Annotated in this window: 16 protein-coding genes and 1 pseudogene; 7 read left to right on the top strand and 10 right to left on the bottom strand. The window is 62.6% G+C overall.

Going from position 1 to position 21,991, the window contains the following annotated elements; genetic code table 11:
• Window positions 1-27: 27 nt before the first annotated feature.
• The 6 genes from G9X67_RS28835 (at window position 28) to G9X67_RS28810 (ending at window position 8,441) form a co-directional block, all read left to right on the top strand.
• Window positions 28-1,458 carry a VOC family protein gene (locus G9X67_RS28835; protein ID WP_138331876.1) on the top strand — a complete coding sequence of 477 codons (1,431 nt, stop codon included), beginning with the start codon at window positions 28-30 and terminating at the stop codon, window positions 1,456-1,458.
• Window positions 1,459-1,525: 67 nt separating this feature from the next.
• Window positions 1,526-2,809, top strand: a complete 1,284-nt coding sequence (locus G9X67_RS28830; RefSeq protein WP_138331875.1) for an FAD-binding oxidoreductase — start codon at window positions 1,526-1,528, stop codon at window positions 2,807-2,809.
• A gap of 26 nt (window positions 2,810-2,835) precedes the next feature.
• Window positions 2,836-4,374 (top strand): aldehyde dehydrogenase family protein, encoded by a 1,539-nt coding sequence (locus tag G9X67_RS28825; RefSeq protein WP_171600236.1) that lies wholly within the window; start codon window positions 2,836-2,838, stop codon window positions 4,372-4,374.
• 199 nt (window positions 4,375-4,573) lie between these two features.
• Complete coding sequence (locus G9X67_RS28820) at window positions 4,574-5,590, top strand: iron ABC transporter substrate-binding protein (protein WP_138331873.1); 1,017 nt, start codon at window positions 4,574-4,576, stop codon at window positions 5,588-5,590.
• 149 nt (window positions 5,591-5,739) lie between these two features.
• Entirely contained in the window at window positions 5,740-7,407 is a 1,668-nt protein-coding gene (locus G9X67_RS28815; protein ID WP_138331872.1) for an iron ABC transporter permease, read from the top strand.
• On the top strand, window positions 7,404-8,441 hold the full coding sequence (locus tag G9X67_RS28810; protein ID WP_138389415.1) for an ABC transporter ATP-binding protein: 1,038 nt from the start codon (window positions 7,404-7,406) through the stop codon (window positions 8,439-8,441). The genes G9X67_RS28815 and G9X67_RS28810 overlap by 4 nt, the downstream gene beginning before the upstream one ends.
• A 68-nt stretch (window positions 8,442-8,509) precedes the next feature.
• Here G9X67_RS28810 and G9X67_RS28805 read toward each other — a convergent pair whose 3' ends face one another.
• The 9 genes from G9X67_RS28805 to G9X67_RS28765 all read right to left on the bottom strand — a co-directional run bounded on the left by G9X67_RS28805 (window position 8,510) and on the right by G9X67_RS28765 (window position 20,457).
• Window positions 8,510-9,844, bottom strand: coding sequence for a glucoamylase family protein (locus G9X67_RS28805; protein ID WP_171600235.1), 1,335 nt, complete (start codon window positions 9,842-9,844; stop codon window positions 8,510-8,512).
• A 253-nt stretch (window positions 9,845-10,097) separates the two neighbouring features.
• Entirely contained in the window at window positions 10,098-11,936 is a 1,839-nt protein-coding gene (locus G9X67_RS28800) for an ABC transporter ATP-binding protein (protein WP_171600234.1), read from the bottom strand.
• Window positions 11,937-11,960: 24 nt separating this feature from the next.
• Entirely contained in the window at window positions 11,961-12,716 is a 756-nt protein-coding gene (locus G9X67_RS28795) for a DUF1028 domain-containing protein (protein ID WP_171600233.1), read from the bottom strand.
• Window positions 12,717-12,718: 2 nt separating this feature from the next.
• On the bottom strand, window positions 12,719-14,503 hold the full coding sequence (locus tag G9X67_RS28790; RefSeq protein WP_138331867.1) for a gamma-glutamyltransferase family protein: 1,785 nt from the start codon (window positions 14,501-14,503) through the stop codon (window positions 12,719-12,721).
• Window positions 14,504-14,524: 21 nt separating this feature from the next.
• Window positions 14,525-15,400 (bottom strand): ABC transporter permease, encoded by an 876-nt coding sequence (locus G9X67_RS28785; RefSeq protein WP_171600232.1) that lies wholly within the window; start codon window positions 15,398-15,400, stop codon window positions 14,525-14,527.
• Window positions 15,397-16,344, bottom strand: a complete 948-nt coding sequence (locus G9X67_RS28780; protein WP_171600231.1) for an ABC transporter permease — start codon at window positions 16,342-16,344, stop codon at window positions 15,397-15,399. Before G9X67_RS28780 ends, G9X67_RS28785 begins: the two co-directional genes overlap by 4 nt.
• A 125-nt stretch (window positions 16,345-16,469) precedes the next feature.
• Complete coding sequence (locus G9X67_RS28775; protein ID WP_171600230.1) at window positions 16,470-17,978, bottom strand: ABC transporter substrate-binding protein; 1,509 nt, start codon at window positions 17,976-17,978, stop codon at window positions 16,470-16,472.
• A gap of 93 nt (window positions 17,979-18,071) precedes the next feature.
• Complete coding sequence (locus tag G9X67_RS28770; RefSeq protein ID WP_171600229.1) at window positions 18,072-18,803, bottom strand: FadR/GntR family transcriptional regulator; 732 nt, start codon at window positions 18,801-18,803, stop codon at window positions 18,072-18,074.
• Between the two features lie 211 nt (window positions 18,804-19,014).
• Window positions 19,015-20,457 carry a M81 family metallopeptidase gene (locus G9X67_RS28765; RefSeq protein WP_171600228.1) on the bottom strand — a complete coding sequence of 481 codons (1,443 nt, stop codon included), beginning with the start codon at window positions 20,455-20,457 and terminating at the stop codon, window positions 19,015-19,017.
• Between the two features lie 473 nt (window positions 20,458-20,930).
• On the opposite strand from G9X67_RS28765, the pseudogene G9X67_RS28760 reads away from it, so the two are divergent.
• Window positions 20,931-21,035: pseudogene (locus G9X67_RS28760) on the top strand (LuxR C-terminal-related transcriptional regulator); the annotation flags it as partial.
• On the opposite strand, the gene G9X67_RS28755 reads toward G9X67_RS28760, so the two are convergent.
• Window positions 21,034-21,966 (bottom strand): LysR family transcriptional regulator, encoded by a 933-nt coding sequence (locus G9X67_RS28755; RefSeq protein ID WP_171600227.1) that lies wholly within the window; start codon window positions 21,964-21,966, stop codon window positions 21,034-21,036. The pseudogene G9X67_RS28760 and the gene G9X67_RS28755 sit on opposite strands and share 2 nt — an antisense overlap.
• Between the last annotated feature and the right edge of the window lie 25 nt (window positions 21,967-21,991).

Below are 21,991 nucleotides of genomic sequence, written 5' to 3'. Positions count from 1 at the left end.
TAAAGAGGTTCATCCTGCAAAAACGGAATGATCCGGAGTTTCTCAATGCCGCAAGCCTTCGTTTCCCCAGACCGCATCCGATCGCTGTTCACCGAGGCGATGTCGCAGATGTACCGGGCGGAGGTGCCGCAATACGGCACGCTGATCGAACTGGTGGCGGATGTGAATGCCGGCTGCCTCGAAAACGATCCCGATCTGCGCGAACGTCTGGCTCAAGCCGGCGAGCTGGAGCGCATCGATGTCGAGCGCCACGGCGCCATCCGGCTCGGTACGGCTGACGAGCTCTTCACCATTCGCCGGCTGTTTGCGGTCATGGGCATGCAGCCGGTCGGCTATTACGATCTTTCGGTCGCCGGTGTGCCGGTTCATTCCACCAGCTTCCGGCCAATCGACGAGGCAGCGCTCAACGTCAATCCATTCCGGGTCTTCACCTCGCTGCTGCGATTGGAGCTGATCGAGGACGAAGGGCTGCGCCGCGAGGCCGAAGCCCTTCTGGCGAAACGGCGGATCTATACGCCGCGCGCCGTCACGCTGATCGAGCGCCACGAGCAGAACGGCGGCCTGACCGATGCAGAGGCGACGGAATTCGTTGCCGAGGCGCTGGAAACCTTCCGCTGGCATGGTGAAGCGACAGTCAGCGCCGAAACCTATAAGCGCCTGCATGATGCCCACCGGCTGATCGCCGACGTCGTCAGCTTCAAAGGGCCGCATATCAACCATCTGACGCCGCGCACGCTCGATATCGACGCGGTCCAGGCGCGCATGCCGGAACGCGGCATCACGCCGAAGGCCGTCATCGAAGGGCCGCCGCGCCGTCATTGCGATATCCTGCTGCGACAGACGAGTTTCAAGGCGCTGGAAGAAATGATCGCCTTTTCCGGTGATGACGGTGCGATTCAAGGGACACATACCGCCCGCTTCGGCGAGATCGAACAGCGCGGCGTGGCGCTGACGGCGAAGGGCCGGGCGCTCTACGACCAGCTGCTCGCCTCGGTTCGCGGCGAGGTGCAGGTGGGCGCCGGCGGCGCCAAGGCCGGTGCCTACGACGACGAACTCGCCGCACGTTTCAGGGCACTGCCGGACAGCTGGGATGAGTTGCGCAACGAGGATCTGGCCTTCTTCCGCTATGCCGCGACGCCTGCGGGCATTGCCGCTGCGGCCGGCAGCACGCTGCCCGGCGATCCGGAGTCGCTGATTGCCAAGGGTTACCTCGCCTTCACCCCGATCGTCTACGAAGACTTCCTGCCCGTCAGCGCGGCCGGCATCTTCCAGTCGAACCTCGGCACCGACCAGCAGCAGAACTACGCGACCCGCTCGAACCGTGACGCCTTCGAGGCAGCACTTGGCGCTACCGTTCAGGACGAGCTGGCACTTTACGCCGAACGCCAGGCGGCATCGCTGGATTCGGCGCTGGCCGCGCTCGGCCTTGCGGGCCTGCCGTTGAAGACCGTTGCGTGAATGCCAGGTTCAACACTTTCTTTTTTGCATTAGAGTACCCGCGATTTCGCTCCGATCGGACTGAGCCATGCTGAATGATCCGCGCTCCCACGGCCTCTGGGAAAAGACAGCGCCCGAAGCGCCGACGACCTCGCCTCTCGACGGTGCGATGTCGGCCGACGTCGTCATCGTCGGCGGCGGTTACACCGGCCTCTCTTCCGCCCTGCATCTTGCCGAGGCCGGGTCGAAGGTGGTGCTGCTGGAGGCCAAGGAGATCGGCTTCGGCGGCGCCGGGCGCAATGTCGGGCTGATCAATGCCGGCATGTGGGTGATGCCGAACGATCTGCCCAACGTGCTCGGCCCGGTGCATGGCGAACGTCTGCTCGATCTGCTCGGCAATGCGCCGAAGCTCGTCATGGAGCTGATCGACAAACATCAGATTGCCTGCGAACTCGAACGGAACGGCACGCTGCATTGCGCGGTCGGCGCGGACGGGCTGAAGGAAATCGAGGATCGCGCGGCGCAATGGTCCGCCCGCGGCGCAGCCGTGACGCTGCTCGATGCGGCGGAAACGGCAAAACGCATCGGCAGCGATGCCTATACCGGCTCGCTGCTCGACAAACGCGCCGGCACGCTGCAGCCGCTTGCCTATGCGCGCGGCCTTGCCCATGCCGCCGTCAAGGCCGGCGTCGCCATTCACACATCCAGCCCGGTCATCGCGACGGAGCGCAATGGCAGCCGCTGGACCGTGAAGACGGCAAGCGGCGAAGTCAGCGCCGAGTGGATCATCGTCGCAACGGATGCCTACAGCACCGGCCCGTGGGAGCAGGTGCGCAGCGAACAGGTGCATCTGCCCTATTTCAATTTCGCCACCGTGCCGCTGGGCCACAATCTGCGTCAGTCGATCCTGCCAGGGCGGGAAGGCGCATGGGATACCAAGGAAATCCTCTCCTCTTTCCGCATGGATCAGGCCGGCCGGCTCGTTTTCGGCAGTGTCGGGGCGCTGCGCAATACCGGGCTTGCCGTACACAAGGGCTGGGCCAAACGCGCATTGAAGCGGCTTTTCCCTGTGGTCGGCGATGTCGAATTCGAGTGCGAATGGTATGGCCAGATCGGCATGACCGACAATGCGCTACCGCGCTTCCACAAATTCGCGCCTGGGGTCGTCGGCTTTTCGGGTTACAATGGCCGCGGCATTGCACCCGGCACGGTCTTTGGTCGCACGCTGGCAGAGCATATCCTCGGCCGGCTTCCGGAAGCCGATCTGCCGCTACCGCTGACTGCGCCCACCGAACCGAGCTTCCGCGCGCTCAAGGAAATATGGTACGAAGCCGGCGCTCAGGTTGCCCATTTCGCCGATGCCCGCTTCTAAAGCACAATAAGATTGGAAACACGACAATGACCATCGCCGTCCTCGATCTCGCCACCGAAACCGCCAAGCTGCTTGCCGAACTCGGCGTCGATGCCGGCCGCTATCACGGCGGCACGCTTTCCGTCACCTCGCCGGTCACCGGCAAGGAAATCGGCAAACTCAGGGAACATTCCGTTTCCGAGACGAAGGCGGCAATCGAAGCGGCGCACCAGGCCTTCCTCGAATGGCGTGCCGTGCCGGCGCCGAAGCGCGGCGAACTGGTCCGCCTGCTCGGCGAAGAGCTGCGCGCCTCCAAAGCGGCGCTCGGCCGTCTCGTTTCGATCGAGGTTGGCAAGATCACTTCGGAAGGTCTGGGCGAAGTGCAGGAGATGATCGACATCTGCGATTTCGCCGTCGGCCTATCCCGTCAGCTTTACGGCCTGACGATCGCCACCGAACGCTCCGAGCACCGGATGATGGAAAGCTGGCATCCGCTCGGCGTGATCGGCATCATTTCCGCCTTCAATTTCCCCGTTGCCGTCTGGTCGTGGAATGCAGCACTTGCGATGGTCTGCGGCAATTCCACCGTCTGGAAGCCCTCGGAAAAGACCCCGTTGACGGCGCTTGCCGTGCAGGCTCTGTTCGAAAAGGCGCTGAAGCGTTTCGTCGCCGAGGGCGGTACCGCACCGGCCAATCTGTCGACGCTGATCATCGGCGGCCGTGAGGTCGGCGAAGTGCTGGTCGACCATCCGAAGATCCCACTCGTTTCCGCCACGGGCTCGACGGCCATGGGCCGCTCCGTCGGTCCGCGCCTGTCGCAGCGTTTTGCCCGCGCCATTCTTGAGCTCGGCGGTAACAATGCGGCGATCGTCTGCCCGAGCGCCGATCTCGACCTGACGCTGCGTGGCGTCGCCTTCTCCGCCATGGGCACGGCCGGCCAGCGCTGCACGACGCTGCGCCGTCTCTTCGTGCATGACAGCATCTACGACCAGTTGGTGCCGCGTCTGCAGAAGGCCTACGGCTCCGTCACCATCGGCAATCCGCTGGAGACCGGCACGCTTGTAGGACCGTTGATCGACGGCCAGGCTTTTAAGAACATGCAGGCAGCGCTTGGCGAGGCGAAGTCGGCCGGCGGCACGGTGACCGGCGGCGACCGCGTCGAAACCGGCTCGACCGAGGCCTTCTACGTTCGGCCGGCGCTTGTCGAAATGCCCGATCAGACCGGACCGGTCGAGCACGAGACCTTCGCGCCGATCCTCTACGTGATGAAATACAGCGATTTCGACGAAGTGCTGGCGCTGCACAATGCCGTGCCGCAAGGGCTGTCGTCGTCGATCTTCACCAACGACATGCGCGAGGCTGAAACCTTCGTCTCGGCGCGCGGTTCGGATTGCGGCATCGCCAACGTCAATCTCGGGCCATCGGGTGCCGAAATCGGCGGCGCCTTTGGCGGCGAGAAGGAGACTGGCGGCGGCCGCGAATCCGGCTCTGATGCCTGGAAGGCCTATATGCGCCGCTCCACCAATACGATCAATTACGGCAGGACGCTGCCGCTGGCGCAAGGCGTCAAGTTCGACGTCGAATAGGCGGGCTGAAAGAGAGGCGGCGCTCGGGAGTGCCGCCTTTTTGTTCAAATCGAGACTTATTCCCTTTTAATATGAAATATTTAGTCAAGATATTGTGATGTCTTTTCCTGCCAAGCCAAACTTGAAATTGCCAGTCAGGAAAAATATACGCCTCTGATCGCCCTTGGAGAGCTCGGGTGACATCGCTACGGAGGCCATCATGAAAATTGCTCTTAACCGTTTTTCCCTCGCGCTTGCCGCTTCGCTTCTTTCCGCCACCGCGCTTTCAGGCAGCGCCAATGCGCAGGATGAAGGTCTCGTCGTCTACAATGCCCAGCACGAAAGCCTCGGCCGCGAATGGATCGATGCCTTCACCAAGGAGACCGGCATCAAGGTCACCATGCGCCAGGGCAGCGACATGCAGTTCGCCAACCAGATCATCCAGGAAGGCGACGCCTCTCCGGCCGACGTATTCCTGACCGAGAATTCGCCGGCGATGACGCTGGTCGATGGCGCGGGCCTTTTCGCTCCCATCGAAAAGGAAACGCTGGATCAGGTTCCGGATCAGTATCGCCCGGCTGACGGCATGTGGACCGGCATTGCCGCCCGCACCACCGTTTTTGCCTATGACAAGACGAAGCTCACCGAAGACAAGCTGCCGAAGTCGCTGCTCGACCTCCAGGATCCGGCCTGGAAGGGCCGCTGGGGTGCGGCACCTGCCGGCGCCGACTTCCAGGCTATCGTCGCAGCCCTGCTGCAGCTGAAGGGCGAAGATGCCACCAAGGCATGGCTGAAGGGCCTCAAGGACAACGCCACCCCCTACAAGGGCAACAGCGTCGCCATGAAGGCCGTCAATGCGGGCGAAGTCGAAGGCGCGGTCATCTATCACTACTACTGGTTCGGCGATCAGGCGAAAACCGGCGAGAACAGCAAGAATGTCGGCATGCATTACTTCAAGAACCAGGATCCGGGCGCTTTCGTCAGCGTTTCGGGCGGCGGCGTCCTGAAGTCTACCCAGCACATGAAGGAAGCCCAGGCTTTCCTGAAGTTCGTCACCGGTAAGGCAGGCCAGGGAGTTCTCAAGGACGGCACCTCCTATGAATATGCCATCGGCAAGGATGCGCCTTCCAACGACAAGCTCACGCCGCTTGCCGACCTCAACGCGCCGAAGGTCGAAGCTTCGACCCTCGACAGCAAGAAGGTCGTCGAGCTGATGACGGCCGCCGGCCTGATCTAAAGCGTGGCGCGCCACACTTTAGATCTTTGGTTTTCCGCATGTCGTCGTCGCAAAACCGCGGCACACTTTTGCGCGACATGCTTTGACCTTTCTGCCGCAGGCGTCTTCCGGCCAAAACTATTGCATTTGGCTCAAGAAAACCTTAGGGCATGACGACATCCGGCAACCGCCTTTCAAAGGCGGTTGCCTTCCTTTTTCAGCGTGTAAAGGCATCGGCCTTGCTGCAGGACAACAGATTGCTCGCATCCGGCAACCAGGCGCCGGTCGCGCCGAGGGCCACGCGAATGGTTTTGCCGCGCGGACGCATGCCGCACGCTTCGGTGATCCTGCTTGCAACCGTCGTCGCGATCTTCAGTCTCGTGCCGCTCGGCTTCATCGGCTGGGTAACCTATGATGTCGGCTGGGAAACGGTGAAGACCCTGGTCTTCCGGCCACGCGTCGGTGAACTTCTCGTCAATACGGTTCTGCTGGAATCGATCACCATCCCGGTGTCGATCGCACTCGCCGTGACGCTCGCCTGGCTGACCGAGCGGACGGACATTCCTTTCGGCCGGCTCTGGGCCTGGCTGGCGATCGCTCCGCTCGCCGTGCCTGCCTTCGTGCACAGCTATGCCTGGGTCAGCCTCGTTCCCGGCATGCGCGGCCTGCAGAGCGGCGTCTTCGTCTCGGTCATCGCCTACTATCCGTTCCTCTACCTGCCGGTCGCCGCAGCGCTGCGCCGTCTCGATCCGGCTATCGAGGATGCCGCGGCCTCGCTGGGCCTTAATCCCTGGCGCGTCTTCTTCCGCGCCGTGCTGCCGCAGCTCAGGCTCGCCATCTGCGGCGGTTCTCTGCTGATCGCGCTGCATCTGCTTTCGGAGTACGGCCTGTTCGTGATGATCCGGTTCGACACGTTCGCGACGGCGATCGTCGACCAGTTCCAGTCCTCCTACAACAGCCCGGCCTCCAACATGCTCGGCGGCGTGCTCGTCGCCTGCTGTCTTTTTCTGCTCGGCTTCGAGGTGCTGGTGCGCGGCAACGAACGTTATGCCCGCGTCGGCTCCGGCTCGCCACGCCCCACAGACCGCCGCCGGCTGGGCTGGTTCATGGTGCCCGCCGTTTTGCTGCCTGTCATCCTGGCGGTATTGACGCTCGGCGTGCCGCTGGTGACGCTTGGCCGCTGGCTCTATCTCGGCGGCATCGATATCTGGCGCATCGAAGTCGGAAGCGCCTTCCTGCAGACCATCGTGCTTGCCGTTGTCGGCGGCGTGCTGGCGACGATTGCCGCAGCACCGATGGCCTGGCTTTCCGTGCGTGCGCCCGGCCGTTTCCAGCGGGTGCTCGAAGCCTGCCATTATTATGTCGGCTCGCTGCCGGGCGTCGTCGTGGCGCTAGCGTTGGTGACGATCACCGTGCGTCTCGTGTTGCCGCTCTATCAGACCTTCGCAACGCTGCTCGTCGCCTATGTGATGCTTTTCCTGCCGCGCGCCATGGTCGGGCTGCGCGCCAGCATCGCCCAGGCGCCGGTGGAGCTGGAGCGCGCCGCGATGGGCCTCGGCCGCACTCCGGGTCAGGCAGTGCGGCAGATCACCATGCGGCTTGCAGCACCGGGAGCGGCTGCCAGCGTCGCGCTGGCCGCACTCGGCATCACCAATGAACTCACGGCGACACTGATGCTGTCGCCCAACGGCGTCGATACGCTGGCGACGAAATTCTGGTCGCTGACCAGCGAGATCGACTATGTCTCGGCCGCCCCCTACGCCTTCATGATGGTCGTGCTGTCGCTGCCGCTGACCCTGATGCTCTATACCCAATCGAAACGGACCGCCGGCCAATGACGCTGCTTACGATCGAGAACATCAGCAAGCGCTATGGCCCCGTCCAGGCGTTGAAGGATATTTCGCTCGACGTCGCGGCGGGCAGCCGCACGGCGGTCGTCGGCCCGTCCGGTTCGGGCAAGACGACGCTGCTGCGCATCATTGCCGGCTTCGAGCAACCCGATGTCGGCCGGGTGACGCTGGATGGCGACCTGCTCGCGGACGGTCCGGCGACAGTACCGGCACACAAGCGCGGCATCGGCATCGTCTCGCAGGACGGCGCGCTGTTTCCGCACTTAAGCGTTGCCGAGAATATCGGCTTCGGCTTCGAGCGAGGTGCCGCTGATCGCGAGAAGCGCGTGCTCGAGCTGCTCGACATGGTCGAGCTCGACCGCGGCATGCTGATCCGGCGCCCGCATCAGCTTTCCGGCGGCCAGCAGCAGCGTGTGGCGCTCGCCCGCGCGCTCGGCCGTAAGCCGCGGCTGATGCTGCTCGACGAACCATTCTCGGCACTCGATACCGGCCTTCGTGAAAATATGCGCAAGGCGGTTGCGCGCGTGCTGCAGGCGGCCGGCATCACCACCATTCTCGTTACCCATGACCAGGAAGAGGCGCTGACCTTTGCCGATCAGGTGGCGGTGCTCAGGGAAGGACGGCTGATCCAGGCCGGGTCGCCGCAATCATTATATCTGCATCCGCGCGATCGCGAGACGGCGCTGTTCCTCGGCGATGCCGTGCTGCTTCCCGCCATCATCCGAAACGGCCTCGCAGACTGTGCCCTCGGCCGTGTTGCCGTCGAGGGCAGTCGTCAGGGGAAAGCGGAAATCATGCTGCGGCCCGAGCAGATCCGTGTCGTCGCCGATGAAAGCGATCGCGACTATGGCGGGCGTGTCGTCGAGGTGGAATTCGGCGGCGCGGTCTGCACGGTCGCCGTCTCGCTCGACGGCGTGGCGCTGCCGCCAATCCTGATCAAGACCTCGAGTGTCGCGCTTCCAGCGCGGGGAGACCTCGTTCGCCTCGATATCGCCGGCAAGGCGCATGTCTTCGAAAACTAAACTAAGAGCCCGCAGCTCCCATTGGACGCGCGGGCTCTAAAATCGATTTCGATTTCCGGGGTTATGCGCTAGCCGAACTTGCGCACCACTTCTTCCGGCTCGATACCTTCGAGCCAGCCGCCGGTAAAGCCGGCCCGCTCGAGCCCGAGGCGGATGACCGGCGATTGCCGCATCAGTTTCCAGATGAAATCCGAACGGTCGTTCTCGATGGTCATGACGACAAGCCCCTGGTCGATGCCGACGGTGCGGTCGTCCACCCAGCCTTCCGGCCGCTTGGTCTTGACCGTCGGGTTGAAGCCGCCGGGGAAGCCGCCTTCCAAGAGCAGGTTCGGATAGGTGGTCAGAAGCGCCTTGGTGCCGTCGAGAGCCGCCTGCCGGTCGTAGGGCAGGCAGGCAAGTGCTGCCCAGGGTGCGATCGTGCCGTCATCGGGGCCGAGCGGTGCGCCGCGGGCGGCGTAACCCAGAACCTTCGGCTGGCGGCCGCCGCGCATGCGCCGTGTCGGCGGCGGGCCGTCACAGGCGGAGAAACCCCAGATATTCCTGTTATAGCCGACGAACTGGCCGGGATTGCGCTCGGCATAGTCACGCTGGACGTTGATCATCACCTGCGTATTGCGGAAATAATCCCAGTTCCGCTCCGCCATCGGCTTGTCCTGAATGGTGCGGAAATCGATCCAGGCATGCGAGAAGAGGTGGATGAAGAGGGGTCCGGCATAGAGATAGGACTGCTCGCCATGCAGCATCCAGGAATAGCTTGACGTAAAGGCGTCGTAGCTCGATTGCGGAATGGGATGCGTCGGCGAGGCAAGCGCCAGCGTATAGAGGATGATCGCCTCGTCGAAGCCGTGATAGCGCCAGCGCAGGAAGCCGGAAGAGGGCTTCCAACCCATGGCAATAGTGTCGCCCTTGTTCAGCGCCCAGCGCCAGTCGACGCGTTCGTAGATGAAGGTGGCGAGTTCGCGGATTTCAGTCTCCGTCTCGTTGTCTTCGCGATTGAAATATTGCGCTGATGTCAGGATGCCGGCGACAAGCAGCGCCGTGTCGATGGTCGAAAGCTCGCTGTTCCAGGCGCGATGGCCGGTATCCATGTGCAGGAAATGATAGAAGAAGCCGCGGTGGCCGGTGGCGTGGCGTTCCTCGCCCTGGCGCGCCTCGGCGAAGAACCGCAGCGTATTGACCGTGCGTTCGGCTGCCTCCTCGCGGCTGATCCATAAACGCTCGACACCAACAGGATAGGAGGAAAGCGCAAAGCCGACGGCTGCGATGCTGCACGGGACCCCGCCGATCGAGGTATCCGCCACAAGGCCGTTTTCGGGATTGGTATATTTCAGGAAGTACTTGAACGCCGAATGCTGCAGCCTGTCGACGAGCGCTGCATCAATGTCTTCAATCCGTTGCAGCATAGGCTCCTACCCAACTGTTGCATCGCCCCATGCTTCAACATGGGGGCCGTCCCCGGGCAAATCAAACCTTTTTGATTCGCAAGGATAAGAGAACACAAAAGGGTGGAATCGGTCGTTAATAATTATCGGTAAAATAATATCTAGCAGAAGTCATATAAGCGGTGCAGCAAAAAAGACAGCCCGCGCGCCACCGGCACGGGTTATTTCCCGCAATACTTGTTTTCCTGATGCTTTGGAGAGCGGATTTTCACGTTCAGGCGGCTTCATCGAGCCGCACCAGATGACCTGCCGACACTTCCCGATATCGGCGCGGCGGCGCGACGTAGCCGACCGGGCGAACGGGGCTTTTGAGCTCGTCGGTTCCGAGATTGCGCTTGATGCCGCGCCGCGAGGGGTCCGGAACCGGCACGGCTGCCATCAGCTTCTTCGTGTAGGCGTGCTGCGGGTTGCTGAACAGTTGTGCGCGCGGACCGATCTCGACGATTTCGCCGAGATACATCACTGCGACCCGATGACTGACCCGCTCGACCACCGCCATGTCGTGGGAAATGAACAGGAAAGCGAGGTTGAGGCTTTGCTGCAGGTCCATCAGCAGATTGCAGACCTGCGCCTTGATCGAGACATCGAGGGCCGAAACGCTTTCGTCGGCGACGATCACCTTCGGATCGAGTGCGAGCGCGCGGGCGATGCAGATGCGCTGGCGCTGACCGCCGGAGAATTCGTGCGGATAGCGTTTCATCATGTCGGATTTCAGCCCGACGCGTTCGAGAAGATCGGCCGCCTTGTCGCGAGCCTGGGCGCCAGTGCCGAGGCCGTGCTCCGTAATCGGTTCGGCGACGGCGGCGCCGACGGTCATGCGCGGATTGAGGCTGGCGAAGGGATCCTGAAAGATCATCTGGATGCTGCGGCGCATCCGTCTGAGACTGACTGCGTCAAGGCTCAGCACGTCATAACCGTCGAGGCTGACACTGCCGCCGTTCGGCTGGACGAGGCGGGTGATCGAGCGGCCGGTGGTCGACTTGCCGCAGCCGGATTCGCCCACGAGCGACAGCGTCTCGCCCTGGAAGAGATCGAAGGAGACGTCCTCGACCGCATGGATCGCGCCCGTCTTGCGGCCAAGCAGCCCGCCGCGGATATCGAAACGGGTAACGAGGTTCTTGACTTCGAGGATCGGCGTCCGGCGGCGGTCGACGGTATCGGCCACCTCGACCGGCTCGCGCCGTTCACCAGTCGTGGTATCGACGACGGGGAAACGCAGCGGCCATTTCCGGTCGGCCATCGAGCCGAGGCGTGGCACGGCCGAGAGCAAAGCGCGGGTATAGGGATGCCTGCCGCGATGGAAGATGTCGTCGGTCGTGCCGGTTTCCACCGCCTGGCCGCGATACATGACGATGGTGCGGTCGGCGATTTCGGCGACGACGCCCATGTCGTGAGTGATGAAGAGCACGGACATGCCCTCTTCTTCCTGCAGCATCTTGATCAGGTCGAGGATCTGGCCCTGGATCGTCACGTCGAGCGCCGTCGTCGGCTCATCGGCGATCAGCAATTTCGGCCGGCTGGCGAGCGCCATGGCGATCATCACGCGCTGACGCATGCCGCCTGAGAACTGGTGCGGATATTCGTCGAAGCGCGAGGCGGCGTTGGGAATGCGGACCTTTTCCAGCAGGCGCACGGTCTCGGCCCGCGCCTCGGCCTTGCCGATCTCGCCGTGGCAGGTGAGCGCTTCGGAGATCTGGCGGCCGATGGTGAAGATCGGGTTGAGGGATGTCATCGGCTCCTGGAAGATCATGGCGGCGTCGTTGCCGCGCACCCGGCGCATCTGCTTTTCCGGAAGGCTGAGAACATCCTTGCCGTTCAAGGTGATGGTGCCATCGATGCGGCTCGATCCCTTGGCGAGCAATCGCATGATCGAGAGGGAGGTGACGCTCTTGCCCGAGCCGCTTTCGCCGACGATTGCAACCGTCTCGCCAGGCAGGACGTCGAAGGAGACGTCGCGCACCACTGGCTTCCAGTCGCCATCGACGAGGAAGGAGGTCGTCAGGTTCCGGACGGAAAGAACCGGAGAGGCGGAGGCCGAAGAAACATCACTCATGCCATTCCCTTAGTTTTATCTGGTTCACATCTTCAAAGGCGCGGCGAAGGAGGCGGAAGGCCTGCCTTCAGCGATGCGGGCCGCTTCCAGCGCCGCGATCTTTTCATCGATCTCGCGCCTGTCGGTCATGCCGTTCGGATTTTGCCGCGTCGCCATCGTCTCGGCGACATGCAGGTAGCGTTCACCCGCCACCGCATGGAGGCGGACAAGTTCGGCGAGCGGATCGGGATGATCGTCGGCGCGGATACTCAGCCAGGGATAATCCTGATCGCGGTGGATGACGAGGGCGGCGGACTGCCTGCCGCGCTTGTCACCACCGGCATCTTCGCCTGCCTGCATCGCCAACAGCAGGCGTTCGGCCAGCGGCTTGTCCATCGCCTTGTTGTAGGTGGCAAGCGTCTCAGTGATGACGTCGGGACCAGCGAGCATGTTGCCGGCGACCGAGACGTTTTCGTCGATCAGGTGCCCTGCCCAGTCGATGCATGCTGCGCCGGTGAAGGTGGCGTTGCGCCCCTTCGCGTCAATGAGGTGCAACTGCCGCTGATTGCGGCCGGCGTCACGCGCGGTCAGCTCGGCGATGATCTCCTCCGGTGCCCTGCCGGCGGCAAGCAGCGACAGGCCGTCGACGCCGTAAAGCGGGCTGACGAAGGCCTGGGTGGCGACGGCGCCGATGCCGCCGCGAATATGCGGCACAAGGGCGCCGACGGCAAAGAAGCGGCTCGCGACGGCGATGCCGAGATAACCGGTCAAGGGATCACGGGCGACGATGGACCAGGTCATGGCTATCTCCCGATCGCATAGGCCTGCATCAGGCGCGGGGTAGCTGCGGCGCGCAGCAGCCCATCGGCATCGCGTCTCGCGGCGGTCAGCCGGCCGATCGTCCAGGGATCGGCGACCGTCAGCTTGTGGCCCTTGCGGCGCAGGGCATCGAGGACATCGGGGCCGAAATTTGCTTCCGCCATCAGGCTGCCGGGCTCGCGGGTGCGCGGATAGAAAGAGCCCGGAAAATGCGAGGTGTGGAACAGCGGCTGGTCGATCGCCGCCTGCAGGTTCAGCTTGTGATTGATATAACGCAGGAAGAAGGAGAGCTGCCATTGCTCCTGCTGATCGCCGCCGGGTGTGCCGAAGGCCAGCGTCGGGCGGCCCTCATAGAGGGCGAGCGAAGGCGTCAGCGTCGTGCGCGGCCGTTTGCCCGGCGCAAGCGACGTCGGCAGGCCTGGTTTCAGCCAGAACATCTGGGCGCGGGAGTTGAGGCAAAAGCCGAGGCCGGGCACGGTCGGCGAGGATTGCAGCCAGCCGCCGGACGGGGTGACAGAGACCATGTTGCCGTCGCGGTCGATCACGTCGATATGCACGGTATCGCCGCGCTTTTCGGAAAGATGCGCCATGGTTGGCTCGTAGACGGCGCCGGTCTTCGAATCCGCACCGAGCATCTTTATCGTCAGATCATGCTGCGCTTCGAAGCCAGGCACGATGCCGGGGCGAAGATCGAAGGAGGCGTCTGCACCGACCAGCTTGCGGCGCTCGGCGGCATAGGTCTCCGACAGCAGATGCGCTATGGGAACCTCCGAAAAATTCGGATCGCCGTAATAGACTTCGCGGTCGGCGAAGGCGAGCTTCATCGCCTCGACGACGGTATGGACGAAATCGGCGCCAGTGGGGCTCATCGCGGCGAGATCGAAGCCTTTGAGGATCGACAGGGTCTGCAGGAAGACCGGGCCCTGGCCCCAGGGGCCGATCTTGGCGATCGTCCAGCCATGATAATCATAGGTCAGCGGCTCCTCGATCGTTGCCGACCAATTCGCCATGTCATTGGCAGTCAGCACGCCCTTGTGGCGGTTGCCGCTCGCATCCATCACCTCGGCGGTCTTCAGGTAATCGTCGATCTTCTCGGCGACGAAGCCGCGATAGAAGGCGTCGCGGGCCGCCTGCACTTGCGCTTCCCGGCCGCTTTTCACTTCCGCCTCGGCAATGATGCGCTTCCAGGTTTCGGCAAGCACCGGGTTCCTGAAATTCGCGTGCGCTTCGGGGGCGCTGCCGCCTGGCAGCCACGTCTCATGGGAGGTCGGCCATTCCTTCTCGAAGAAGGCGGCGAGCCCCTTGATCGTGGCGGAGACGCGCGGCAGCATCGGGTGGCCGTGCTCGGCGTAATAGATCGCCGGTTCCAGCACGTCGCGCACGCTCATCGAGCCATAGTCGCGCAGCATCAGCATCCAACCGTCGAAGGAGCCGGGGATGACGGTCGCAAGCAGCCCGTCGCCGGGGATCAGGCTCAGGCCCTCCGCCGTATAGTGTTCGATCGTCGCGCCGGCGGGGGCGGGTCCCTGCGCGCAGATGACCTCGACCTTGTCCTTCTTCTTCGAATAGATCACTGCTGGCATATCGCCGCCCGGACCGCAAAGATGCGGCTCGACGATCTGCAGCACGAAGCCCGTCGCCACTGCCGCATCGAAGGCATTGCCGCCCTTTTCGAGAATGCTCATGCCGACAGCCGAGGCGATCCAGTGCGTGGAAGTGACGACGCCGAAGGTGCCGAGGATTTCTGGACGGGTCGTGAATGCGGTCATGTCAAATGTCCTTTCAAGAAATCACGCTTCGCGCGGATCGAGCGCATCGCGCAGGCCGTCGCCTAAAAGATTGAAGCCGATGACGACGAGGAAGATCGCGGCACCCGGCCACATCGCCATCCATGGCGCCTGGGAGAGGAAATTCTTGGCGACGTTCAGCATCGAGCCCCAGCTCGGCGCCGGCGGCTGCTGGCCGAGGCCGAGAAAGGAGAGGCTCGCCTCGGCGATGATCGCCGTTGCGATCGTCAGCGTCGCCTGTACGAGGATCGGCGCAAAGACGTTCGGCAGGATGTAGCGGGTGATGATGCTCGAGGACCGGAGCCCAATCGAGCGGGCACCCTCGACATATTCTTCGGTCTTCACCGAAAGCACCTGGCCGCGCGTCAGCCGCACGAAAACGGGCATGGCCGAAAGGCCGATCGCAATCATCGCATTGGTCAGGCTCGGGCCGAGAAAGGCTGCAAGCGCGATGGCGGTGATCAGGAAAGGCATGGCCAGAAAGGCTTCGGTGATGCGGGAGATCACCATGTCGATCCAGCCGCCGAAATAACCGGAGATCAGGCCGAAGGGCACGCCGATGACGACGGCGATCGCGACCGAAAAGACGCCGGCCATCAGCGAGGCCTGCGCACCCCAGATCATCCGGGAAAGAATGTCGCGGCCGATGTCGTCGGTGCCGAGCCAATGGGCGGCGGAGGGCGCCTTGCGGATCGCCGACCAGCTTGTGGCGTTCGGATCGGGAATCGGAAGGAGGGGGGCGGCAATGGCGAGAATGGCGAAGAAGGCGATGATCGCAAGGCCGACGAGGGCGCCCTTGTTGGCCTTCAGCTTGCGCCAGGCACGGCTCGGCGTGCGGTCGATCGCAGAGGGAATGCCGGTTTCTCCGATCGTGGTCATAGGGCGGCCCTCATGCGCGGATTGAGCAGGACATAGAGAATATCGGCCAAGAGGTTCATCAGGATGAAGCCGATCGCGGTGCAGATCACTACGCCTTGGACGACGGCGTAATCACGGTTGAAGACGGCGTCGACGATGAGCTTTCCGAAACCCGGAATGGTGAAGATCTGCTCGGTTAGCACGGCACCGGCAAGCAGTTCGCCGAAGAGCAAGGCAGTCAGCGTCACGATCGGCAGCATCGCGTTGCGGAAGCCGTGTTCGAGCACGACCGAGCTTTCAGCAAGCCCCTTGGCGCGGGCGGTGCGGATGTAATCGGTGCTGAGGACGCTCAGCATCGCCGAGCGTGTATGCCGCATCAGGGTCGCTGCCAGCGCATTGCCGAGCACGAAGGAGGGCATCAGCATGGTCTCCAGCGAACGCAACGGGTTGCTGAAGAATGGTTCGTAGCCGGATGCCGGCAGCCAGCCGAGATTGACCGAAACCAGCAGGATCAGCATGATGCCGAGCCAGAAATTCGGGATCGACAGGCCGGTCAGCGCGATGATGTTGGCGAGATAGTCGATCATCGTGTTCTTCTTGACGGCCGCCAGGATGCCCATCGGCACGCCGATGACAAAGGCGAAGATCATCGACATGATGGCAAGCTGGATGGTGACCGGCAGCTTTTCGCCGATGAGATGCAGAACCGGCTGGTTGGTGCGCAGCGAGATGCCGAGGTCGCCCTGCAGTGCCGCACCCAGCCAGCGGACATATTGATAAGGCACGGGATCGTTCAACCGGTATTTCTCGCGCAGGAATTCGAGAACCTGCGGGTCGCGTTCCTCACCGGCCATGGCAAGGATCGGGTCGCCGGGCAGCAGCTTCTGCAGCGAGAAGACGAAGACCGAAATGATCAAAAGCGTCGGTATGGCGACCAAGAGCCGTTTGGCGATGTAGGTGTACATGGGCGATCCTGACACGACTGGGATCATGCGGCGGAGGATTTCCGCCGCGTGATTTGCTGGATCAAAAAGTAGAGCATGATGCCGTCCGAAAACCGCTCACACTTTTCGGCATCATGCTCTAGGAATCAGCCGGCTTTCTTGACGCCGACGAGGCGGATCATGCCATCCGGCGAGGGAACGAAGCCGGTGATGTTCTTGTGCAGCGCCCAGATCCAGGACTGATGGCCGAGATAGATGATCGGCAGATCATCGTTGAGGATGACGGCGGCGGCATCGTATTTCTGCTTGCGCACGGCGTCGTCGGTCGACGCACGGGCTTCGTTCAGCAGCTTGTCCACCTCGGGATTGCAGTATTTCGTGTCGTTGATGCCGCCCTTACAGGTGATGAACTGATGGATGTTGCCATCGGGATCGACGCGGCCGGACCAGTCGGAACGGCTGAGCTGATAGTTGCCGGCCGTCTGTTCGCTCAGCAGCGTGGCGAACTCCGTCGATTTCAGGCTGACGTCAAAGCCGGCTTCGCCGACCATCGACTGGATGATCTGCATCATCTGCATGGCAACGGGATTGTTCGGGATCTGCAGCTCGATCGGCACGCGGTCGAAACCGGCTTCCTTGATCAGCGCCTTGGCCTTGTCGAGATCGCGGGCGGGCACGGGAATATCCTTGTCGAACCACGGGCTGCTCGGCGGGAAGGGCTGGTTGCCGGCAACCGCCGTACCCTCATAGACGATCTGGTTGACGGCATCGCGGTCGATCGCCAGCGAGAAGGCCTGGCGCAGGCGCTTGTCCTTGCCGAACGGATTGTCGGCGCGCGCACCATTGCCGATATTGGTGTAGAGCGCCATGTAGCCGGTGCCGACGGCGTCGGCATAGACGAGGCTCGAATCGGACTTCACGGCTTCAGCATCGGTCGCGGCCAGACGCTCGATCATGTCGAGATCGCCGGAACGCAGATTGGCGAGGCGCACCGTCGTATCCGGGATCGGCAGATAGGTGAGCTTGTCGATGAAGATCTTGTCCTTGTTCCAGTAGTCCTGGAACTTTTCGAGCACGATGCGGTCCTGCTGGACACGCTCGACGAACTTGAACGGACCGGCGCAGACCGGGTGATCGCCGAACTTGGCGCCGAGTTCCTTGGCGGCCTTCGGCGAGACGATCATGCCGGCGCGGTCGGAAAGCTGGGCAAGAAGGGTGACGTCGGGCGCCTTTAGAGTGAACTTGACCTCGTATTCGCTTGTCGCCTCGACTTTTGCGACCGAGGTCAGTTCGCTCTTACGGCGTGATTCCGGCAGGGTGATGTTGCGCTCGATGGTGGCGACGACGGCTTCGGCGTTGAACGGAGTCTCGTCATGGAACTTGACGCCCTGGCGCAGTTTCATGGTGAGCTCTTTGCCATCGGCCGACCAGCTCCATTCGGTGGCAAGCTGCGGCACAATCTTCAGATCCGGTGAGACGTCGACCAGCTTGTCGCACATCGCGGTATAGACGATGCGGCCGACGAAGGTGCGCGACTGCGCGGGATCGAGCACGTCGGCATCGTCCTGCAGGCCGATCTTCAGGTCGACGGCGAAGGCAGGAAGTGCAAACAGTGCGCCGGCAACGGCGGTGGTCAGCAATTTGGCGATCTTCATTCCATTCTCCTCTGTCTATTTTTGTTTGGTTTTTGCTTCCATTCCGGCGGTTATGGCCCGCCTGTGTTTTTTCTCCCGGCTCACCTGCCCTGTTCAGGCGAGGGTCTTGTCGGCCTCCGTTTCGCTGTGATCGAGCGAGGTGATGCGGACGAGGCTTTCCTGTAGCGTCAGCAGATGCTGGCGCATCGCTTCGCCCGCCCTGGCCGGATCGCGGGCGGCGATCGCATCGACGATCGCCGTGTGCTGGTTAAAGGTGACGGGCCGCGTCCGGCTGGCGCTGCGGGCGCGCTCGCGGATCGTCTGCCAGGCCTCGTCCTGGCGCACGCGGTTGATCACGTCGAAGATGGTGAGGAAGAAACCGTTGCCGGCACATTGGGCGATCTGGCGGTGCAGCGCCCCGTCCCAGAGCTCTCGCCCGTCGGCATCGGTGCTTTCGTAGATCTTCTTCACCAGATCATACATGCGCTCGATATCGGCGGCTTTGGCGCGCATGGCGGCAAGCTGGGCGAGCTGCGGCTCGATGCGCAGGCGCACTTCCATGACTTCCATGAGATCGGTGCCGGCAACGATCGAGCCGACATGATCGCTCCAGCCGTCGGGGCGCGGCCCGGCATAGGTGCCGGAGCCTTGGCGGCGCCAGATGCGGCCCTCGGCCTCCAGCACTTCGAGGGCGCGACGGACGGCACGGCGGCCGACGCCAAGCATTTCCGAAAGGGTGCGCTCGGTCGGCAGCTTACCGTCGGCGTCGAGACTGTCGGACCGCAGGAGAGCCCTCAGCCTCTCCAGCGCATAATTCGAATTGCCCTGCGTCTCATCTATCGGCATTCGCTTAAATGGTCCGTACCAATTTTCTATTGGTTCAGTGCAAACCAAATCGCGCCGACCGTCAAGCGCTTTTTTGTGCAAATGGAAATCTGCCCGTTTTTTGCTCAAATCCCGCTATTGCCGCGATACGGGAAAACGGTCGATCGCGCCGACAGGGCGGCGGCGCGATCGACAATGTCATCCAGAAAAATGCAATTGGTTCAGGTGAAACTCAGTCCGGCGTCGAGCGTGCGGAGAGAAAGACCTGCGGCTCGAAGTCAAAATCCTTGTCGAAGGGGTAGGTCGGATGCTGCTTGCGCAGCCGTGGCAGACGCTCGACGAACTGGTCGACGACACCTGTTGATAGCGCCATCAGGTTCGGATTGGCGAGCGGCGCCAGTTCCGGCGAGAGATAGCCCGATTTGACGACGATGATCTTCGCCTGGTGCGGGTCGAGGCCGAGCCGGGTGAAATCGGCGATATTGTGATAGGGCCGGCGTTTGGCGGAGAGCACCAGATCGATACCACTGACCGAAACCACCGCCTGGCGGTCGGCGGGATCTGAAGTTTCGTGCAGGAACTTGACCGTGAAGCGGGCGATGACCGGCTTGCTACCCTTGGTGTCGAGCGAGGCGCCGACGCTGAGCTCCAGTTCCGCGCCGACGCCGGCAGCATAACAGGCCCCGGTCGCCGCCGTGTCGGCGATGCCGGCAAAGACGACGCCGGTGGCATCCCTGGCGATCAGTTCCGCCAGCACATCGGCCCGGTCCCCGACGCCGCCGCCGGTCGGATTGTCGCCGGATTCGGCAAGCACAACAGGGGCGGTCGGGCTTGCGATTGCTCTCGCGACGCATTCTTCGAGCGAGCCGGTCTCGCAGCCAAAGACAAAGTCTTCGCGCGCATCCCAATAAGCCCTCGCGAGACGTTTGGCCTCGCGTTCCAGCACGGCGCGGTCGGTGCCGGTCATGATGGCGGCAGCCGTGGCGCGCGGTTCGTCGGCCCAGACATAGCCGACCATCAGCGATGCATCCCAGACGCCGTCGAGCGCGTCGATCCCGGGCAACATGTCATAGAGGCTCTTTGCCGGCTCATCGACGGTGCTGGTGCGCTCGCCGGGCAGCACGACAGGGATCGGCGCCCAGAGGAGGCTCGGCCGCTCGCCGGTTTTGAGGCTCTTCACCAGCATGGAGACGGAACGGCGCATCGTCTCCTCGACATCGATATGCGGCGCGGTGCGGTAGGTGGAATAGATGTCGAGTGCATCGATGATGCGCTGGGTGACGTTGCCGTGCAGGTCGTAGCTTGCCGAAACCGTACAATCCTTGCCGACCAGCGCCCGGGCCGCGCTGATCCAGTCGCCTTCGGCATCCTCCATGCTCTCGACATACATGGCGCCGTGCATGGCGAGGTAGAGACCGTCGAGCGGCAGCATCGGCTTCAACCGCTCGAGGAATTCACTCTTGAAGGCCTCATAGGTGGCGCGCGAAACCGGGCCGCCCGCAATGGCGCGCGCATGGATCGTGGGCAGGAACTCGGCATCGTAATCCCTGAGAAAGGCGAAATACGGCGCTTCCAGCAGCGCCTCGCTGCGCACGACGCGAAAATCCTTCTCCTCGTTCAGGACGGGATTGTATGTGCTGCATTCGATATGAATGCCACCGACGGCGATGCGCATGGGAAACCTCAGTTGATATTGGGAGCAATCAGGACGTTATGAGCGGCGATGCGTTGGATACGGACCGGTATCGCCCGAAGGAGTTCGTGCTGCGATAAACTGAACATTCAGGGTCCGATCCGAAGACGCGTCCTTTTGCCTCGACAATAAGTTTACAAACGAACCAATCAACCAAAATAAATTACAAACTTGATCTTCTAAGCCGGTGTGGACGTGGACGTGCCATAATCAGTAAGCCTCCGACCTGCTCAGTTTCTTCCGTCGGATGCCGCGGGCCGATTGCTGCCGACAAACATCAGCGTCGCCATAAAGAAAAAATCCCACTTCGGGATCCCGAAATCCCCCCGCTTCGGGATTCCGAAATTCGTCGCGTTTTGGGCGGTGTCGCCACGGGGAAACATCCAATGATTTCAACACCGCAACCAATTTCGGGATTCCGAAGTGCTATATAGATTATGGTGGGGGTCTGGCTGCTGACGCATCGCGAGCGCGAGATCCTACGCGAGGTGGTGACGCGCGGACGCCTCAACAAACAGATCGCTTTCGACCTCCGCATCAGCGACGTCACGGTCAAGCTCAGATGGCTTCGAGGGCTTTTGCTTCCCCGGCGATGAAATCGCAGACCAGTTTTACGCGCAACGGCACAGTGCGACCAAAGGCGTGCAGTGCATTAAAGGGAGCGCTCGGGAACGCAAACCCCGCCGCGAGTGTAACAAGCGTGCCGCCTGCCAGGTCTTTCGCGACCAGACATCGCAGAAGATAGGCTGCTCCCAGCCCACTGAGGGCAGCCTGAATGAGTGCGGCCCCTGAGTCGCAATCGACGCGCCCGAAGGGAATGAAGCTCGTCCCGTCCGGCAGGCGCAGAGGCTGCGTGATACCACCCAGTGCATAGCGGGCAAAGGGCAGAGCGGCCAGCGCTTCGGCAGTTGCAGGATTGCCCCAGGTCTTCAGAAAGGTCGGAGACCCGACGATCGCCATCGGCAGGTCGGCCAGGTGACGAACCATGAGGTCCCCCGGTGCGGGATTTCCAACGCGCAGCACAACGTCGTAGTCCTCCCTGATCAGATCGACGAACCGATCCGTAAGCCCGACTTCGAGATGCAGGTTCGGATAGTCGGCTGCAAAGCTTCCGAAGAGGCGCGGCAGCAATAGAGGCGCCATTTCGCTAGGCATGCTGATGCGCAAGCGACCCGAGGGCGCAACGTCGGACCTGATAGCCTCTTCACTTGCATCCAGGTCCCGCAACAGCGGCGCAACGCGGTCGAAGAAAAGTTGCCCGTCCTGGGTAAGCATCAGGGCGCGCGTGGAGCGCAGGAACAGCCGGGCGCCAATCTTCTTTTCCAGCCGCGCCACGCTCTTCGACACCGCTGACGGTGTCGTCGCCAGATCGCGGGCCGCGGCGCTGAACGATCCGGCCTCTACCGTCCGCACAAAAGCCATCAATCCGGGCATCTCGTTGAGCAGATTCGGCATTTGCACCTCCGCGGCACAGATCATGTGCCCGCCCATGATCTAATGACGAAGGGTGGCAGCG

This window comes from Rhizobium sp. WYCCWR 11152, assembly GCF_013087615.1.
Taxonomy (GTDB): Bacteria; Pseudomonadota; Alphaproteobacteria; order Rhizobiales; family Rhizobiaceae; genus Rhizobium; species Rhizobium indicum.
This window is presented reverse-complemented; position numbering and strand designations above follow the sequence as displayed.

Coding starts and splice junctions, on each gene's coding strand:
- G9X67_RS28800 (WP_171600234.1), bottom strand. CDS start 11,936: ATGAGTGATGTTTCTTCGGCCTCCGCCTCTCCGGTTCTTTCCGTCCGG.
- G9X67_RS28785 (WP_171600232.1), bottom strand. CDS start 15,400: ATGACCACGATCGGAGAAACCGGCATTCCCTCTGCGATCGACCGCACG.
- G9X67_RS28805 (WP_171600235.1), bottom strand. CDS start 9,844: ATGCTGCAACGGATTGAAGACATTGATGCAGCGCTCGTCGACAGGCTG.
- G9X67_RS28830 (WP_138331875.1), top strand. CDS start 1,526: ATGCTGAATGATCCGCGCTCCCACGGCCTCTGGGAAAAGACAGCGCCC.
- G9X67_RS28755 (WP_171600227.1), bottom strand. CDS start 21,966: ATGGGCGGGCACATGATCTGTGCCGCGGAGGTGCAAATGCCGAATCTG.
- G9X67_RS28795 (WP_171600233.1), bottom strand. CDS start 12,716: ATGACCTGGTCCATCGTCGCCCGTGATCCCTTGACCGGTTATCTCGGC.
- G9X67_RS28780 (WP_171600231.1), bottom strand. CDS start 16,344: ATGTACACCTACATCGCCAAACGGCTCTTGGTCGCCATACCGACGCTT.
- G9X67_RS28765 (WP_171600228.1), bottom strand. CDS start 20,457: ATGCGCATCGCCGTCGGTGGCATTCATATCGAATGCAGCACATACAAT.
- G9X67_RS28820 (WP_138331873.1), top strand. CDS start 4,574: ATGAAAATTGCTCTTAACCGTTTTTCCCTCGCGCTTGCCGCTTCGCTT.
- G9X67_RS28775 (WP_171600230.1), bottom strand. CDS start 17,978: ATGAAGATCGCCAAATTGCTGACCACCGCCGTTGCCGGCGCACTGTTT.
- G9X67_RS28770 (WP_171600229.1), bottom strand. CDS start 18,803: ATGCCGATAGATGAGACGCAGGGCAATTCGAATTATGCGCTGGAGAGG.
- G9X67_RS28790 (WP_138331867.1), bottom strand. CDS start 14,503: ATGACCGCATTCACGACCCGTCCAGAAATCCTCGGCACCTTCGGCGTC.
- G9X67_RS28835 (WP_138331876.1), top strand. CDS start 28: ATGATCCGGAGTTTCTCAATGCCGCAAGCCTTCGTTTCCCCAGACCGC.
- G9X67_RS28825 (WP_171600236.1), top strand. CDS start 2,836: ATGACCATCGCCGTCCTCGATCTCGCCACCGAAACCGCCAAGCTGCTT.
- G9X67_RS28815 (WP_138331872.1), top strand. CDS start 5,740: ATGACGACATCCGGCAACCGCCTTTCAAAGGCGGTTGCCTTCCTTTTT.
- G9X67_RS28810 (WP_138389415.1), top strand. CDS start 7,404: ATGACGCTGCTTACGATCGAGAACATCAGCAAGCGCTATGGCCCCGTC.